This window comes from Cupriavidus sp. D384 (assembly GCF_001652915.1).
In the GTDB taxonomy this organism is placed as follows: domain Bacteria; phylum Pseudomonadota; class Gammaproteobacteria; order Burkholderiales; family Burkholderiaceae; genus Cupriavidus.
Window position 1 is genome coordinate 80383 of record NZ_BBQI01000004.1, and the last position, 16309, is coordinate 96691.

The window sequence follows — 16309 nt, forward strand, 5'->3', positions numbered from 1 at the left end:
GTCCCGACGCGGGGCGCCCTCAGGTGCGCGTCGCGATCAGCGCGCCGGCGCCGATCAGCGTGATACCGCCGGCTCGCTGCACGTTGGCCTGTGCGCGCTGCGAGGTCAGCCGCGTAGCCAGCGAACGTGCCAGCAGCGCGTAGACCATGGCGTTGGCCGTTGCCAGCACGACGAACGTGGGAATCAGCACCACGGCCTGCGGCCAGAACGCCAGCTTGGCGTCGATGAACTGCGGCACAAAGGCTACGAAGAACACGATGCTCTTCGGATTCAGCGCCGTCACCAGCCAGGCCTTGGCAAAGCGCTGGCGGCCGCCGCCCGACTGCGACGCCACTTCCAGCGAACGCGCACGGTTGGCCGTGCGCAGCGCCTGCACCCCCAGATAGACCAGATAGGCCGCCCCAGCCCATTTCAGGCCCGTGAACAGCGTGGCAGAGGCTGCCAGGACTGCGCCCAGCCCGGCCATCGACAGCGTGAAGGCAGTGAGGTCTCCGGCCGCCACACCGGCCACCGTGGCGTAGGCGCTGCGGCCGCGGTGCGCCAGGGCATCGCCGATCACCAGCAGGATGGTCGGCCCCGGAATGATCAGCAGCACGACGCTGGTCAATACAAATGTGATCCAGTGTTCGAAGGACATGGGTTCTCCTCGGCGCATCGCCGTTGTTGTTCTGGAAACGGCGAGAGTACGCCTGTCCGCTCTGCTCTGCCAGCCTGCCGATATGCCCCTGCGAATGGAATTGTCTTGCTGCGATGCGCCAACAATGCGTCACGCGATGGCCTGCATAATGGCGGATATCGCTCGCAAGGACTTCGCCTTGACTGCCATCCTTCAGATGCGCAATGTGCGCAAACGCTATGGCGACCAGCTCGTCGTCGACAACCTCGACCTGGAAGTCCAGCCCGGCCAGTGTTTCGGGCTGCTGGGCCCCAATGGCGCCGGCAAGACCACCACGCTGCGCATGCTGCTGGGGCTGACCACGCCCGAATCAGGCACGCTGATGCTATGTGGCGAACCCATCCCCCAGCGCGCCCCGCAGGCTCGCATGCGCGTGGGGGTGGTGCCGCAGTTCGACAATCTGGACCCCGACTTCTCGGTGATCGAGAACCTGCGCATCTTCGGCCGGTACTTCGGGCTGTCGTCGGCCCGGATCGCCGAGCAGGTGCCCCGGCTGCTGGAATTCGCGCGGCTCGAGAACAAGGCCAACGCGCAGGTGCGCGACCTGTCTGGCGGCATGCGCCGCCGCCTGACCGTGGCGCGTGCGCTGATCAACGATCCGGACCTGCTCGTGATGGACGAGCCGACGACCGGCCTCGATCCGCAGGCGCGCCACCTGATCTGGGAACGCCTCAAGTCGCTGCTTGCCGCGGGCAAGACGATCCTGCTGACCACGCATTTCATGGAAGAGGCCGAACGGCTTTGCAACCACCTGTGCGTGATCGATGCCGGGCGCAAGATCGCCGAAGGCAAGCCGCACGAGCTGATCGACCGCGAAATCGGCTGCGATGTGGTGGAAGTCTACGGCGACGAACTCGAACCCCTGCGCGACACGCTGACCCCGCTGGCCGACCGCTGCGAAATGCGCGGCGAGACGCTGTTCTGCTACGTGCGCCAGCCCGATCCACTGTTGGCCGCGCTGCACGGCAAGGGCGGCGTGCGCTACCTGCACCGGCCCGCCAATCTCGAGGACGTGTTCCTCAAGCTGACCGGCCGCGAGATGAGAGATTGAGAGACTGAGATGAGCGAACAGGATCCACGCAATCCCGACGTCGCAATTTCGCCAGGACCTGCGGCGTCGACAGCCCCCCAGCACTATCCCCAGCCCCTGCTGCCGCGCAATGCGCGCAACTGGATGATGGTCTGGTACCGCAACTACATGGTCTGGAAGAAGCTGGCCATCCCGTCGATGATCGGCAACCTGGCCGATCCGATGATCTACCTGTTCGGCCTGGGGCTTGGCCTGGGCCTGCTGGTGGGCCAGGTGCATGGGGTGTCGTATATCGCCTTCCTGGCGGCGGGCACCACGGCATCCAGCGTGATGATGTCGGCCAGCTTCGAGTCGATGTATTCGGCGTTCTCGCGCATGCACGTGCAACGCACGTGGGAAGCCATCATGCATGCGCCGCTGACGCTGGGCGACGTGGTACTGGGCGAAGTGCTCTGGGCCGCCAGCAAGGCGGTGCTGTCAGGCGCGGCCATCATGATCGTGGCGGGCCTGCTTGGCTATGCGCAGTTCCCGGGTGCACTGGCCGCGCTGCCTGTGATCGTGCTGGCCGGCATCGCGTTCGCAAGCCTGGCGATGATCGTCACCGCACTGGCACCAAGCTACGACTTCTTCATGTTCTACCAGACGCTGGTGATGACGCCGATGCTGCTGCTGTCGGGGGTGTTCTTCCCGCTTGAGCAATTGCCCGAAGGCGCGCAGAAGGCCACGATGGTCCTGCCGCTGGCGCACGCGGTGGCGCTGATTCGTCCGTTGATGCTGGGCAGGCCCGTGGAGAATGGCGCAGTCCATCTGGCCGTGCTGGCGGCCTATGCGGCAGTGGCGCTGGTGGTGGCGCTGGTGCTGCTGCGCAGGCGGCTGCTGCGCTGAGAGCGGTATCGAGAGAGAGGCGCCCTCTCCCGCAAGCGCGGAGGGGGCGTACCACTTGCCCGAGTGGCTTACTGGCCCAGGCCGCGCAGCAGGTCGGCCTTCAGGTCTTCCACCGATTCCAGGCCGACAGCCAGGCGGATCAGGCCTTCGCTGATCCCGGCCGCTGCCTTTGTTTCCGGCGCCACGCGGCCATGCGTGGTCGTGTACGGATGCGTGATCGTCGTGCGGGTGTCACCAAGGTTGCCCGTGATCGAGCACAGCTTCGTGTTGTCGATCACGCGCCAGGCGTTGGCACGCATCTGTTCCGGCGTATCGCCCTTCAGTTCGAACGACACGATCGCCCCGCCACCACTTTGCTGGCGCTGGGCCACGGCGTACTGCGGGTGCGACATCAGCGCCGGATGGAAGACACGGCTCACGGCCGGGTGCGACTCCAGGAACTGGGCCAGCGCCAGCGCGCTCTGCGAATGGCGCTCCATGCGGATCGCCAGTGTTTCCATGCCCTTGAGCATCACCCAGGCGTTGAACGCCGACAGCGTCGGGCCGGCCGTGCGCACGAACGGGAAGACCTTGCCCATGATGAAGTCGTGCTTGCCCAGCACGGCACCGCCTAGCACGCGGCCCTGGCCGTCGATGTGCTTGGTGGCCGAATGCACCACCACGTCGGCACCGAACCTGATCGGTTGCTGCAGCGCCGGCGAGCAGAAGCAGTTGTCCACCACGAACAGCGCGCCCGCGTTGTGCGCGATCTCGCCGACGGCCGCAATGTCCGAAATCTCGGTCAGCGGGTTCGACGGCGTTTCCAGGAAAAACAGCTTCGTATTGGGCTTTACAGCTGCACGCCAGGCCGCCAGGTCGGTGCCGTCGACATAGGTCGTCTCGACGCCGAACTTCGCCAGGATCGTGTTGAACAGCGTCATGGTCGATCCGAAGATCGAGCGCGAGCTGACCAGATGATCCCCCGCCTGCAGCGTAGCCAGCGCCACCGACAGGATCGCGCTCATGCCCGATGCCGTAGCCATGCAGGCCTCGGCACCTTCCAGCGCCGCCAGGCGGGACTGGAACATCGACACGGTCGGATTGGTGAAGCGCGAGTACGTGTAGCCCTCTTCCGAGTTGGCAAAGCGCTCGGCCGCCTCGGCGGCGCTGTTGAAGCAGAAGCTCGAGGTCAGGTACATCGCCTCGGAGTGCTCCATGAACTCGCCGGTACGCAGCGTACCGGCGCGCACGCCGAGCGTGTCAATGCCGTAGGACTCGGGTTGGAACGGTTCGCTCATGCCGCTGCGCTGCCCAATCTTGTGGATTGCCGTTACTCGTTGCCGCCCGAGCGCTGCAGGTGAAGCTGCGAGCGTTCGGTTTCGCCACCGTTGCTGCCTTCGCGGTCGGCCTGGCTGCGCGCCGTTTCCAGGCGGTCCAGGTAGGCGTCGTCGATATCGCCGGTGATGTACTTGCCGTCGAAGCACGACGCGTCGAAGTCTCGCAGGTTCGGGTTGATGTCGCGCACGGCCTGCTTCATCGCTTCCACATCCTGGTACACGAGCTGGTCGGCGCCGATCATGCGCGCCACTTCCTCGTCGGTGCGGCCGTGGGCCACCAGTTCGGCGCGCGTGGGCATGTCGATGCCGTACACGTTCGGGAACTTCACGGGCGGCGCGGCCGAGGCGAAGATCACCTTCTTGGCGCCGGCGTCGCGAGCCATCTGCACGATCTCGAACGACGTGGTGCCGCGCACGATCGAGTCGTCCACGATCAGCACGTTCTTGTCCTTGAACTCCACGCCCATGGCGTTCAGCTTCTGGCGCACCGACTTCTTGCGCACCGCCTGGCCCGGCATGATGAACGTGCGGCCCACATAGCGGTTCTTGAAGAAGCCCTCGCGGTACGGCACGCCCAGCGCGTTGGCTACCTGCATGGCGGCCGGACGGCTCGAATCGGGAATCGGCATGACCACGTCGATCTCGCCAGCCGGCACTTCGCGGCGGATCTTCTCGGCCAGGTAGTCACCCATGCGCAGGCGGGCGTCGTAGACCGGCACGCCATCGATGCACGAGTCCGGACGTGCCAGGTACACGAATTCGAAGATGCAGGGCGTCAGCTGCGGATTCTCGGCGCACTGCTTGCTGTGGAAGTTGCCGTCCAGGTCGATGAAGATCGCCTCGCCCGGTGCCACGTCGCGCTCCATCGTGTAGCCCATGCCTTCGAGCGCCACCGATTCCGAGGCAATCAGGTATTCCTTGCCGGTTGGCGTATCGACGCTGCCGATGCACAGCGGGCGGATGCCGAACGGATCGCGCACGGCCAGCAGGCCGTAGCCCGAGATCTGCGCCGTGATGGCATAGGCGCCCTTCACGCGGCGATGCATGCCGCTGACGGCCGTGAAGATGGTTTCCGGCACCAGCGACTTGCCGTTGCTGGCGCGCTGCAGTTCGTCGGCCAGCACGTTCAGCAGCACTTCGGAATCCGAATGCGTGTTGATGTGGCGACGGTCGCGGCGGAACATCTCCTCGCGCAGCTGTTCCGAATTGGTCAGGTTGCCGTTGTGGGCCAGCATGATGCCGTAAGGCGCGTTCACGTAGAACGGCTGGGCTTCTTCCTCGCTGGCAGCGGAGCCGGCGGTCGGGTAACGCACCTGGCCGATACCGGACGTGCCCGGCAGGCCGCGCATGTTGCGGGTGCGGAACACATCGCGCACCAGGCCGTTGGCCTTGTGCATGTGGAAGGTGCTGCCATTGGCCGTGGCGATGCCGGCTGCATCCTGTCCGCGGTGTTGCAACAGCAGCAGGCTGTCATAGATCAGTTGGTTGACAGGGCTGGTGGAAACCACGCCGACGATACCGCACATGCCGAACTCCCAGGAAAGGCAAAATGATTCAGGGGCGCCGTTCCGTCATGTACGCGACGGAACTGCGTTGATACTGCGCCGCGAATGCCCAACGTTCAAGCACTCGCGTCTTTGATTCAGGTCTTCACGTACTTTGCCAGGTCGGGCGGCAGCCATTGGCGCAATTCGCCCATCGCCTGGATCACATACGGGCGCGACACCGCGTCGCGCCAGAAAGGTTCTTCCGGCAGCTTCGTGAGCCCCGCCAGCACGACGATCAGCATCACGATCAGCACACCCCGCGCCAGCCCGAACACCAGGCCCAGGCCGCGATCCGCCGGCCTCAGGCCGGTGGTTTCCAGCAACTGGCCCAGAACGGCTCCTGCCAGCGCCGACACGATCCACGTGCCGAAGAACACGGTCAGGAAACCCAGCGCACTGCGCGTCAGCTCGCCGCCTGGCAGCGATTCGGGCATCCATTGCGCGGCCATGCCGCCAAAGTGATACGCCAGCACGAACGCCACAACCCAGCCCACCAGCGCGAGCACCTCGCGCACCAGGCCGCGCAGCACGCCAATCAGCGCCGACGCCACCAGAATGAAGGCCACGCCATAGTCAAAAAAAGTAAAAGCCATGCGTGCGATGCAGGTTCCTGTCAGATGGGGGCGATCAGCCGCCCTGCAACCGGGACGTCACCGGCGATATGCGCGGGGACGGAATCGGGAACGAGGTTGTCCGGGACGTTACTGCTCCACCACCTTCGAGGTCAGCCCGATCGACCGCACCTTCTTGTCGGCTGCATCGGCTGCATCGCGGCTGGCGAACGGGCCCGCGCGCAGCAGGATGCGGTCGCCGTCGGCCAGTGTCTTCTTTTCCACGAACGCCGGCACCTTGCTCTCCTTGAGCTTGGCGAGCCAGTTCTTCGCGCGCTCTTCCGAAGAGAAGGCACCAATCAGGATCAGGTATTTGGTATTGGCTGCGGCGGGCTTGTCAGCCGGCTTGTCGGCCGGCTTCGCATCGGCTGGCTTGGTTTCGGCCACCTTCGTTTCGGCCTTGGCGTCGGCGGCCTTGGCCTCCGGCCGGGCGTCCGCCTTCGGCTTGTCAGCCGCCGGAGAGGTGACGATTTCCTCGCCTGCATCCAGCGCAGCGTCGTTGCGGCTGGCATTGGCCGACGGCGGCAGCGCCTGGGCCTTGCGAGCCTCGACCTTGGGCTTCTGTGCGCCCTGGCCGTTGGCCACGCTGACGGCCACGTCATCGGACACCGGCCGCGGCTTGTGCTCGAACACGATCGGCAGCACGATGACCGCGGCAGCCAGCAGCACCACGGCACCGATCAGGCGGCGGCGTGCGCGTTGTTTCTGGGGGAAATCGGGATCGAGGGTATCGTCCGGGTATTCGTCGGCCGTGCGGCGCGACGCGCCGATGCCGGCGCCAGCTTCTGCGCGCGTACGGCGACCGCGTTCGGGTGCCGGGTCAGTGCCCTTGCGGGACGAAAACAGCGAAAGCAGGCCCATAGATGCCCAAAGAGTGGTGTTCGGTGTGATGTCGTTCCGGCCCGGGAGTTCAGCCAGGAATCGGGACAGCGATTCAGTTGGCCTGCGTGGCGCGATATGCCATCACGCCAGCCACGGTATAGAACGATCCGAAGACCAGGATTCTATCATTCTCGGTTGCTCTCTCGATGGCATCGCGATACGCCAGTTCCGGACTTGAGAAGCACGCCGCGGTGTTATCCGGCCCTTCCCGGAAGCCCGTGGCCTCCAGTGCCTCGCGCAGGTCATTGGCCGTGGCGGCGCGATCCGTGGGCAGGTCGCACAGGCACCAGTGGTCGACCTTGTCGGCCACGTGGCGCAACACACCCGCGATATCCTTGTCTGCCATCGCCCCGAACACCGCGTAGGTGTAGCGGAAGAACCCCATGTTCTCCATGTTCTGGCCCAGCGTGGCCGCCGCATGAGGATTATGCGCCACATCAAGGATCACGGCCGGACGTCCCGGCATCACCTGGAAGCGACCCGGCAGTTCCACGAAGGCCAGGCCGTTGCGCACTTCCTGCGCGCTGACCGGCAGGCGCGGGCGCATGGCCTGCAGCGCGGCCAGTGCAGCCGACGCGTTCAGCAGCTGGTTGGCGCCACGCAGCGCCGGATAGCCCAGGCCGTTGAGCTTGCGGTCGCGGCCCGTCCAGTCCCATTGCTGGCGCTCCTGGCCCGCTGCGGCCTGGTGGCGGAAATCGCGGCCCACCAGCCACAGGTCGGCGCCGATGGCCTCGGCATGGTCAATCAGCGACTGCGGCGGCATGGGGTCGCCGCAGACGGCCGGTACATGCGGGCGGAAGATGCCGGCCTTCTCGTAGCCGATCTTCTCGCGCGTGTCCCCCAGGTACTGGGTGTGGTCGATGTCGACGCTGGTGATGACCGCACAGTCCGTGTCGATCACATTGACGGCGTCGAGCCGGCCGCCCAGGCCCACTTCGAGGACGATTGCGTCCAGCCCGGCCGACGCGAACATATGGATGATGGCCAGCGTCGTGAATTCGAAATACGTCAGGCTGACCGGATCGGCGAAGCTGGTGCGGGCGCGCTCCACGGCCTCGAAGTGCGGCAGCAGCTGCGCATCGGTGGCCTGCTCGCCGTTCAGGCGGGCGCGCTCGTTGAACGTGATCAGGTGGGGCGACGTATGCAGGCCCACCTTGTAGCCGGCCTCCAGCAGGATGCGTTCGAGCATCGCGCAGGTCGAGCCCTTGCCATTGGTACCGCCAACCGTGAAGACCACGGCGTCGATGCGCAGTCCCAGCGCTTCCTTGACGCGCGTGATACGCGTCAAACCCATGTCGATACCCACGGGATGGGCGGTTTCCAGGTGCTGAAGCCAGTCGGGGAGTGTGTGGAAGATGGGCATGCTGAATTACGACACGACTAAAAACAAAATGGCGCGGGTAGGTACCCGCGCCATTGTCCTGCAAATCACGCTACCGCGTCAGGCCACCGCATCGGCCGGCTGCTTCTGCAGCAGCGCCAGCAGCTGGGCAATTTCCGCGCGCAGACGGCGACGATCGACGATCATGTCGATGGCGCCCTTCTGCAGCAGGAACTCGGCGCGCTGGAAGCCTTCCGGCAGCTTCTCGCGCACGGTCTGCTCGATCACGCGCGGGCCGGCAAAGCCGATCAGCGCCTTGGGCTCGGCAATCACCACGTCGCCCAGGAACGCGAACGATGCCGACACGCCACCCATGGTCGGGTCGGTCAGCACGCTGATAAACGGCAGCTTGGCATTCGACAGCTGGTTCAGCATGGCCGTGGTCTTGGCCATCTGCATCAGCGAGAGCAGGCTTTCCTGCATGCGCGCGCCGCCCGTGGCGGTCACGCAGATGAACGGCACCTTTTGCTCCAGCGCGGCCTGCGCGCCACGCGCGAAGCGCTCGCCCACCACCGAGCCCATCGAACCGCCCATGAACTCGAACTCGAAGCAGGCCACCACCACCGGAATCGTGTGGATCGCGCCACCCACGACCACCATCGCGTCGGTCTCGCCGGTGTCATCCATGGCGGCCTTGATGCGGTCCGGGTACTTCTTCGTGTCCTTGAACTTCAGCGCGTCCACCGGCACGATTTCCTGGCCGATCTCGAAACGGCCTTCGGCGTCCAGCAGCTTGTCCAGGCGCTCGCGCGAGCGGATGCGCATGTGGTGGTCGCACTTCGGGCAGACGTGCAGATTGGCTTCCACGTCGGTGCGGTACAGCGTCGACTCGCACGACGGGCACTTGACCCACAGCCCTTCCGGAATGCCCTTGCGGGTGGAGGGGTCGGTCTGTTGAATCTTGGGAGGCAGGAGTTTATCCAACCAGCTCATGAAAGCTCCTTTCGGATAGCTGCCGCCCGCGCATCGACGCCCCTCTCATGAGAGGCGGACACAGGGACGGCAGGGAATCAGGCCGCGAATTTACCACGCCCGGCACATCTCGCCTAAGCAAAACGCGCCAATTGTGCCGCTTAAGTCTCAAACGACGGCAATTGGCGACGATTTTTGCCGCGTTTTTCAGCCGGCGGTCACGCCTGGGACACGTTTTCAGGCGTCCAGTGCCTGGCGGATTTCGGCGATAAACGCACGTAGCGCTTCCACGGCCTTGTCGCGCGGTGCATCTTCCAGCAGTTGCACCAGGCGGCTGCCGATCACCACGGCGTCAGCCACGCTGCCGATGGCGCGCGCCGTCTGCGCATCGCGAATGCCGAAACCGACACCTACGGGCAAGTTGGCGTGCTGCTTGATCAGCGGCAGGCGGGCGGCCACGCTGTCGAGGTCCAGCGTGGCCGAACCGGTCACGCCCTTGAGCGACACGTAATAAAGATAGCCGCTGGCGACCTTCGCCACAGCGGCAATTCGGTCGTCGGTCGACGTCGGCGCCAGCAGGAAGATCGGATCCATCTGGTTGGCGCGCATCAGGCCGGCGAACGACTCGCATTCCTCGGGCGGGTAGTCCACCACGAGCACGCCGTCCACGCCGGCTGCCGAGGCGGCCTTGGCGAACGTTTCCTCGCCCATGCGTTCGATCGGGTTCGCGTAGCCCATCAGCACCACGGGCGTGGTGTCGTTGGTCTGGCGGAATTCCTTCACCCAGGCCAGCACCTGCGTCAGCGAGACGCCTTGCGCCAGGGCGCGCTCCGAGGCGCGCTGGATGACGGGGCCGTCGGCCATTGGGTCGGAGAACGGCACGCCAAGCTCGATCACGTCGGCGCCGCCCTCCACCAGCGCGTGCATCAGCGGCACGGTCAGCGCGGGCGCCGGATCGCCGGCGGTGATGAACGGAATCAGGCCCTTCTTCTGCTGCGCGGCCAGTGCCGCGAAAGTCTTCTGGATACGGGACATGTCGTTGACCATCGGAATCAGATAAGGCGCTGCACCGCCGAAGCCGCGTCATTGGCATCGTCGTTGGCAGCAGCCGGGGTCGCTTCGGTGCCTGCGGGCAGGCTGTCAGCCACGCCGTCGGGCTGGATCGGGGCATACACGGGCTGGGCCGCCGTCACGCGATCGCGCACCAGCGAGGCGTACTGCGGATTCATCTCGAATCCGACAAAGCGCCGGCCGTGGCGCACGCAGGCCACCGCCGTGGTGCCGCTGCCCGTGAACGGGTCCAGCACCACGCCGCCCGGCGGGCAGCTCGACAGCACCATGCGCTCGACGATCTCCAGCGGCTTCTGCGTGGGATGGTCGGCGCGCTCGGGGTCTTGCCGGTGAATACGCGGCACGCTCCACAGGTCTTTCGGGTTGTAGCCCACCTCGAGCCATTTCTTGCCCTCGAAGCGCGGCCGGCTGCGCGCCTTCTTGGTCTCGGCATCGTACGGAATGCGCACCGGGTCCAGGTCGAAGTAGTAGTCGCGCTGACGGGCAAAGAAGCCGATGTTGTCGTGCACCGACGAGAACTTGCGCGTGGTGCCGCCCATGCTCGGCACGCGGCGGTCCCAGATGATCTCGTTGATCATCGTCAGCCGCTTCTTGAGCATCACGAACAGCTCGGGCGAGTACTGCCACGTGCAGAACAGGTACAGCGTGCCCTTGGGGGCCAGCTTCGGGATGATGGCGTCCATCCAGCGCTCGGACCATTCCAGGTAGGCGTCGCCCGACAGCAGGTCGGAATCGTTGCCATAGTCCTTGCCCAGGCCGTAAGGCGGGTCGGCGATGATCAGGTCGACCGATCCGTCTTCGATGCGATTGATGCCTTCGAGCGCGTCTTCCTGGTACAGGCGGACAGCTTCGGTGTCGAGGATGTCGAACGGCGCCGCGGCGCCGCCCTCTTCCGCTTGAATCGTGGTGTCAGGGGGCAGCGCACGCATTACAGCTTCAACCCCGCACGTTCGGCCACGGTGTGCATGTCCTTGTCGCCACGGCCGGACAGGTTCACCAGCAGCAGCTTGTCCTTGGGCAGCGTCGGCGCCAGCTTGCATGCATAGGCAATGGCGTGACTCGATTCCAGCGCCGGGATGATGCCTTCGATGCGGCAGCAGTCGTGGAACGCCTTCAGCGCTTCTTCATCGGTGATCGGCACATACTGCGCGCGGCCGATGTCCTTGAGCCACGCGTGCTCCGGCCCCACGCCCGGGTAGTCCAGGCCGGCCGACACCGAGTGGGTCTCGATGATCTGGCCGTTTTCGTCCTGCAGCAGGTAGGTACGGTTGCCGTGCAGCACGCCCGGCGAACCGCCGGTCAGCGATGCCGCGTGGCGCCCCGTGTCCAGGCCGTCGCCGGCCGCTTCCACGCCGATCAGCTGCACGTCCTTGTGCTCGATGTACGGGTAGAAGATGCCCATCGCATTCGAGCCGCCGCCCACGCACGCGATCACGGCGTCCGGCTGGCGGCCGGTCAGTTCCGGCATCTGCACCTTCGACTCTTCGCCGATCACGCACTGGAAGTCGCGCACCATCATCGGATACGGGTGCGGGCCGGCCACCGTGCCGATGATGTAGAACGTGGTCTCGACATTGGTCACCCAGTCGCGCATGGCTTCGTTGAGCGCGTCCTTGAGCGTCTTCGAGCCGCTTTCAACCGGCACCACCGTGGCGCCCAGCAGCTTCATGCGGTAGACGTTGGCCGCCTGGCGGCGCACGTCCTCCGAGCCCATGTAGACCACGCATTCCATGCCGAAGCGCGCGGCAATCGTCGCGGTGGCCACGCCGTGCTGGCCGGCGCCGGTTTCGGCGATCACGCGCTTCTTGCCCATGCGCTTTGCCAGCAACGCCTGGCCGATCACGTTGTTGATCTTGTGGGCGCCGGTGTGGTTCAGGTCTTCGCGCTTGAAGAACAGTTGGGCGCCGCCCAGCGTCTCGCTCCAGCGCTGCGCGTGGTAGATCGGCGACGGACGGCCGACAAAATGCTTCAGTTCGCGCTGGAATTCGGCGTTGAAGTCCGCGTCTTGCTGGTAGTGCGCATAGGCATCGCGCAACTCGTCCAGTGCGTGGACCAGGGTTTCGGAAACGAAGCTACCGCCATAGGGGCCGAAATGGCCTCGGGAATCGGGCAAGTCGTACATGTCCAGGCTCTCAGGTGGCGTTTCGCGCACAGTGACAGCGAAACGCATCAAATTCGGTATCGGGCGATCGGAGCGACCGGGGGCAAGCGGGGATGGCAGCGCAACGGTGCCGGTGGCGTTACTGGCCGGCCTGTCCTGCATCCGCCATGCGCACGGCGCGCACGAACGCGGCAATGCGGGCGTGGTCCTTCACACCCTTCGACGCCTCCACGCCGCTGCTGACATCCACGGCATAGGGGCGCACGCGCTCAATCGCACCAGCGACGTTTTGCGCGTTCAACCCACCACTCAAAACGATGCGAGGAGCGTCGCTTGCGGGCTGGCTGGTCGGATTGGGCGGAAGCCATTGAGCAGGAATCAGGGTCCAGTCGAAGACGTGGCCGCCACCGCCATAGCCTTCCACGAAGGCGTCGAGCAACAGGCCGGCGGCGTCACGGTATTGGTCGGCGAATTCTACCAAATCAAGCCCCGGCTGGACACGGGCGGCACGCACAAACGGCAGCCGGCAGCGGCGGGCGATCTCCGTGCACTGCTGGGGCGTCTCGTCGCCGTGGAACTGGAGTAGCGTCAACGGCACACGTTCGGTGACATGCGCCACTTCCTCGGCGTCGGCGTTGACGAACAGACCGGTCACGGTCACGAACGGGGGCACCTGCTCGGCCAGTGCGGCGGCCCGCGCCACGTCCACGTAGCGGGGGCTCTTGTCATAGAAGACCAGGCCGATGGCATCTGCGCCCGCATCGACGGCCGCGCGCACGTCTTCCGGGCGCGTCAGACCGCAGATCTTGATACGGGTGCGGGGCGGCACGCGGCCGGAATCAGGCGCCATTGTCGGGACCATCGGCAAATACTCCGTGGAAGAAACTGGCGGATGCATCCGCCTGGGGGAGCCGGTACGGCTCAGGATACTTCACGTCGACCAGGTACAGGCCGTCGGGCATGAACGTCGGGGCGGCCTTCTGCCGGTTGCGGCCGGCCAGCACCTCGGCCATCCATTCGGCCGGGTAGCGCCCCCGCCCCACCGCCACCAGGCACCCCATCAGGTTGCGCACCATGTGGTGCAGGAACGCACTGGCACGAAAGCGCAGGAATACCCAGTTGCCATCTTCCCGGATCGTCACGTCATACATCGTCTTGACGGGCGACTTGGCCTGGCATTCGGCGGCGCGGAAGGCCGAGAAATCGTGTTCGCCCAGCAGGCAGGCCGCCGCGGAGCGCATGGCGTCGACATCGAGCCGCTGGCCCGGCGGCAGCATCTGGTAGCCCGCACGGCTATGGATCATCGGCACGCGATGCGGGCCGGTATAGAGCGCGTAGTAGTACATCCGCTCGTAGGCCAGGAAGCGCGCGTGGAAACCGTCGTCGACCGGCTCCGCCCATTGCAGCGCGATGGACTGCGGCAGGAACGCGTTGACGCCGCGCACCCACGAGAACTTGTCGCGATCCAGTTCGGTATCGAGGTGGATCACCTGGCCCAGCGCATGCACGCCGGTATCGGTCCGCCCCGCCACCGTGGTCAGCAGGCGCTTCCCGGCAAAGCGCTCGATGGCGTCTTCCAGGTGGTCCTGCACGGTGTTGCGATGGGGCTGCGACTGCCAGCCGGAAAAGGCCGAACCGTCGTAGTGGAGTCCGATGGCGATGCGATTCATGAGTGTGGCGATGCGCAAAAACAAAATGCGCCGGAAGGGACGCTTCCGGCGCATCGCTTCGGGCTGCGGCACGCCGTGTCAACGGCGTGCCGCAAACCCTGCATCATACCGGCCTTTGGGTCGAAACCCGCGGGCCAATCCGCATCAGGCCATGTCGCGCAGCAGCGTGCGAGCCTCGGACTGCAGCGGATCTTCCGACTGCTCCACCACTTCCTGCAGCAGTTCGCGTGCACCTTCCTTGTCACCGATTTCGATGTAGGCACGTGCCAGGTCGAGCTTGATCTGCATGTCGCGGCTGCCATCCATGCCCGTGGCAGACAGCGTGCTGGCGGAAACGCCATGCGTGGAATCGCCATTGCCTTCGGACGTAACGCGGGTCAGGTCGATCGGCTCGACCAGCCGGCCGTTCTGCAGCATCGTCGGTGCCGGCAGCGGCACGGTCGATTCCGTCAGCGACGGGGCCTCGAACGTCGCGACCGAAACCGGTTCGGCCGCAACGGCCGCGCCCGGATTCGCGGCGTTCAGGTCCAGCGACAGGCTGGACATGTCGAACTCCAGCGGACGCGAACGCGTCGGGGTATCGAGCGCCGGCACCCCGGCCGGCAGATCCATGCCGGCATCGTGACTCTCGTCGAGGACGTCGTCCAGACGTGCCACCGGTTCCGCCTGGTGCTCGTTACCGAATACCAGCGAGGCCGACTCCGGTGCCACGATGGGCTCCCCCGGCGCGGGCGCCGGGAAGGCGTCCAGCGGCAGTGCCAGATCCGGCATGGCCGAAGCCTGGACGGGCTGCTGCAGCGACTGGGCCGGATCCTGCGTGCGCCACTGATCGGCCACCGGCGTGGTCGTATCGGCTTCCGCCGTGAGGTCGGGCGCCACCGACAGGTACAGCGCGTTGCCCGGATCGAGCTTCCGACCCATATCCGCGACCTGTTGCCAGTCCGCGCCTTGTCCGCCTACCTGGGCGAACATTTCTTCTGCGATCACTCGGAAACCTTCCACATCCTGACGAGTGTTGTAAATCTCCAGCAGCTTCAGGCGAATGGCCTGGCGCTCCGGATTCTGTTGCAACGCTTCGCGCAGGATTTCCTCGGCCTGCACGTCGCGTCCGTACGCGATGTACACCTCGGCCTCGGCAATGGGGTCTACTTCCGTCGCTTCGGGCGAGTTGTTGCCGATGCGGAAGTCTGCGCCGAACACGCTGTGCTGCGACGTGTCGACGCTCTGGCCACCAGCGGTACCGAACAACGAGTGTCCGCCCGCCATGACCGTGCTTTCCTGGGACAGGATGCTGTCACCGAAACCGGTGTTCTCGCTGGCCTTCTGCTTCTGGCGGCGGCGATAGTACGCATATCCGCCAAGCAACGCAACCAGCACACCCGCACCCGGCAGCAGCATCGGGTTGCCAAGCAGCTCGTCGAGGAATGACGGCTGGGGCAGCGGCTGGATGACAGGCGGCTTCTTCTTGGCAGCAACCGGGGCCGAAGCGGCGGCGGCCGGGGCCGAAGCGCTGGCCTGCGGAGCCGATGCGGGCGCTGCGGCTGCGGTGGCTTCCGGTGCCGAGGCAGCGGCAGCGGCCGGTGCCGGTTCCGGCGTGGCCGTGCTCGGGGCGTCGGCGGCCTTGGCCGGCTCGGCCGGTACCACCGTCGGGGCCGGCGCGGCGGCGTCGGCTGCCTTGCCTGCAGCAGGCGCCGCAGCGGCCGTGGCTGCAGCGGCCGTTGCAGCCGTTGCGGCCTTGGCACCCTGGTTGTTCTGATTGAGCTTGGCGATCTCCGTGTTCTTCAGCTCCATCAGGCGCTGCATGTCGGAGATGTTCTTCTCGAGGTCGGCAACGCGCGATTCGGCGTCCTTCAGCTTGCGCTGGCTGGCAACGTCGGCTTCCGCCTTGGCCTGCGCGCCCTTCTCGGCCTTCGAGAGCTTCAGTTCGTCACGCGGCCCAGCGTTCGGCACCGTGGTGTCCTGCACGCGAGCCGTCACGTTGCCCGACTGCTCGCGGCCCGAGCCGGCTTCCACCGACTTGGCGGCGGCTGCGGCGGCCAGGCGGCTGCGGTAGCTGTCGAAGCCCTGCGTGCGGGCCACCACTTCGCGGCGCGCCTCGCGCGGGGTCACCGACTGCGCCTGCTGGGCGCTCGGCACCTTCAGCACGGCGCCGGACTTGACCCGGTTGATGTTCCCGCCGATGAACGCGTTGGGATTGTTGCGGTAGAGCGCGAGCAGCATCTGCTCC

General features: G+C 65.9%; 15 protein-coding genes. 2 read left to right on the forward strand and 13 right to left on the reverse strand.

The window, feature by feature from the left end:
* Positions 1-19: 19 nt before the first annotated feature.
* On the reverse strand, positions 20-637 hold the full coding sequence (locus A9J21_RS01090) for a LysE family translocator (protein ID WP_066731030.1): 618 nt from the start codon (positions 635-637) through the stop codon (positions 20-22).
* A 148-nt stretch (positions 638-785) separates the two neighbouring features.
* Between A9J21_RS01090 and nodI the strand changes: the two genes are divergently transcribed.
* Together nodI and A9J21_RS01100 are read left to right on the forward strand one after the other, a co-directional pair.
* Entirely contained in the window at positions 786-1727 is a 942-nt protein-coding gene (gene nodI / locus A9J21_RS01095) for a nodulation factor ABC transporter ATP-binding protein NodI (RefSeq protein WP_082926165.1), read from the forward strand.
* 9 nt (positions 1728-1736) lie between these two features.
* A complete protein-coding gene (locus A9J21_RS01100) occupies positions 1737-2591 on the forward strand; it encodes an ABC transporter permease (RefSeq protein ID WP_066731031.1) in 855 nt (284 codons plus the stop codon).
* Between the two features lie 68 nt (positions 2592-2659).
* Here the strand turns inward: A9J21_RS01100 and A9J21_RS01105 are convergent, their stop codons facing one another.
* The 12 genes from A9J21_RS01105 to A9J21_RS01160 form a co-directional block, all read right to left on the reverse strand.
* Complete coding sequence (locus tag A9J21_RS01105; RefSeq protein ID WP_066731032.1) at positions 2660-3868, reverse strand: O-succinylhomoserine sulfhydrylase; 1209 nt, start codon at positions 3866-3868, stop codon at positions 2660-2662.
* A gap of 32 nt (positions 3869-3900) precedes the next feature.
* The gene (gene purF, locus A9J21_RS01110) at positions 3901-5433 is read right to left on the reverse strand and encodes an amidophosphoribosyltransferase (protein WP_066731034.1); all 1533 of its coding nucleotides are present in this window, start codon (positions 5431-5433) and stop codon (positions 3901-3903) included.
* A 116-nt stretch (positions 5434-5549) separates the two neighbouring features.
* The gene (locus tag A9J21_RS01115; RefSeq protein WP_066731036.1) at positions 5550-6047 is read right to left on the reverse strand and encodes a CvpA family protein; all 498 of its coding nucleotides are present in this window, start codon (positions 6045-6047) and stop codon (positions 5550-5552) included.
* Between the two features lie 108 nt (positions 6048-6155).
* Positions 6156-6926, reverse strand: a complete 771-nt coding sequence (locus A9J21_RS01120) for an SPOR domain-containing protein (protein WP_066731038.1) — start codon at positions 6924-6926, stop codon at positions 6156-6158.
* A 73-nt stretch (positions 6927-6999) separates the two neighbouring features.
* Complete coding sequence (folC, locus tag A9J21_RS01125; protein WP_066731040.1) at positions 7000-8310, reverse strand: bifunctional tetrahydrofolate synthase/dihydrofolate synthase; 1311 nt, start codon at positions 8308-8310, stop codon at positions 7000-7002.
* A gap of 78 nt (positions 8311-8388) precedes the next feature.
* Positions 8389-9261: an acetyl-CoA carboxylase, carboxyltransferase subunit beta gene (gene accD / locus A9J21_RS01130; RefSeq protein ID WP_066731042.1), complete on the reverse strand. Its 873-nt coding sequence runs from the start codon at positions 9259-9261 to the stop codon at positions 8389-8391.
* Between the two features lie 216 nt (positions 9262-9477).
* Positions 9478-10275: a tryptophan synthase subunit alpha gene (gene trpA, locus A9J21_RS01135; protein ID WP_066731066.1), complete on the reverse strand. Its 798-nt coding sequence runs from the start codon at positions 10273-10275 to the stop codon at positions 9478-9480.
* A gap of 17 nt (positions 10276-10292) precedes the next feature.
* On the reverse strand, positions 10293-11240 hold the full coding sequence (locus A9J21_RS01140; protein ID WP_066731045.1) for a site-specific DNA-methyltransferase: 948 nt from the start codon (positions 11238-11240) through the stop codon (positions 10293-10295).
* Positions 11240-12433, reverse strand: a complete 1194-nt coding sequence (trpB, locus tag A9J21_RS01145) for a tryptophan synthase subunit beta (protein ID WP_066731067.1) — start codon at positions 12431-12433, stop codon at positions 11240-11242. Before trpB ends, A9J21_RS01140 begins: the two co-directional genes overlap by 1 nt.
* A gap of 118 nt (positions 12434-12551) precedes the next feature.
* Positions 12552-13262 carry a phosphoribosylanthranilate isomerase gene (locus tag A9J21_RS01150; protein WP_066731047.1) on the reverse strand — a complete coding sequence of 237 codons (711 nt, stop codon included), beginning with the start codon at positions 13260-13262 and terminating at the stop codon, positions 12552-12554.
* Positions 13252-14082: a tRNA pseudouridine(38-40) synthase TruA gene (gene truA, locus A9J21_RS01155; protein ID WP_066731052.1), complete on the reverse strand. Its 831-nt coding sequence runs from the start codon at positions 14080-14082 to the stop codon at positions 13252-13254. Before truA ends, A9J21_RS01150 begins: the two co-directional genes overlap by 11 nt.
* A 144-nt stretch (positions 14083-14226) precedes the next feature.
* Positions 14227-16309, reverse strand: a 2083-nt coding sequence (locus A9J21_RS01160; protein WP_066731068.1) for a FimV/HubP family polar landmark protein, incomplete at its 5' end; no start/stop codon positions are given.

Excerpts from the sequence above, each read along its gene's own strand:
- A9J21_RS01090 (WP_066731030.1), bottom strand. The coding sequence starts at position 637 with ATGTCCTTCGAACACTGGATCACATTTGTATTGACCAGCGTCGTGCTG.
- nodI (WP_082926165.1), top strand. The coding sequence starts at position 786 with ATGGCGGATATCGCTCGCAAGGACTTCGCCTTGACTGCCATCCTTCAG.
- A9J21_RS01100 (WP_066731031.1), top strand. The coding sequence starts at position 1,737 with ATGAGCGAACAGGATCCACGCAATCCCGACGTCGCAATTTCGCCAGGA.
- A9J21_RS01105 (WP_066731032.1), bottom strand. The coding sequence starts at position 3,868 with ATGAGCGAACCGTTCCAACCCGAGTCCTACGGCATTGACACGCTCGGC.
- purF (WP_066731034.1), bottom strand. The coding sequence starts at position 5,433 with ATGTGCGGTATCGTCGGCGTGGTTTCCACCAGCCCTGTCAACCAACTG.
- A9J21_RS01115 (WP_066731036.1), bottom strand. The coding sequence starts at position 6,047 with ATGGCTTTTACTTTTTTTGACTATGGCGTGGCCTTCATTCTGGTGGCG.
- A9J21_RS01120 (WP_066731038.1), bottom strand. The coding sequence starts at position 6,926 with ATGGGCCTGCTTTCGCTGTTTTCGTCCCGCAAGGGCACTGACCCGGCA.
- folC (WP_066731040.1), bottom strand. The coding sequence starts at position 8,310 with ATGCCCATCTTCCACACACTCCCCGACTGGCTTCAGCACCTGGAAACC.
- accD (WP_066731042.1), bottom strand. The coding sequence starts at position 9,261 with ATGAGCTGGTTGGATAAACTCCTGCCTCCCAAGATTCAACAGACCGAC.
- trpA (WP_066731066.1), bottom strand. The coding sequence starts at position 10,275 with ATGTCCCGTATCCAGAAGACTTTCGCGGCACTGGCCGCGCAGCAGAAG.
- A9J21_RS01140 (WP_066731045.1), bottom strand. The coding sequence starts at position 11,240 with ATGCGTGCGCTGCCCCCTGACACCACGATTCAAGCGGAAGAGGGCGGC.
- trpB (WP_066731067.1), bottom strand. The coding sequence starts at position 12,433 with ATGTACGACTTGCCCGATTCCCGAGGCCATTTCGGCCCCTATGGCGGT.
- A9J21_RS01150 (WP_066731047.1), bottom strand. The coding sequence starts at position 13,262 with ATGGCGCCTGATTCCGGCCGCGTGCCGCCCCGCACCCGTATCAAGATC.
- truA (WP_066731052.1), bottom strand. The coding sequence starts at position 14,082 with ATGAATCGCATCGCCATCGGACTCCACTACGACGGTTCGGCCTTTTCC.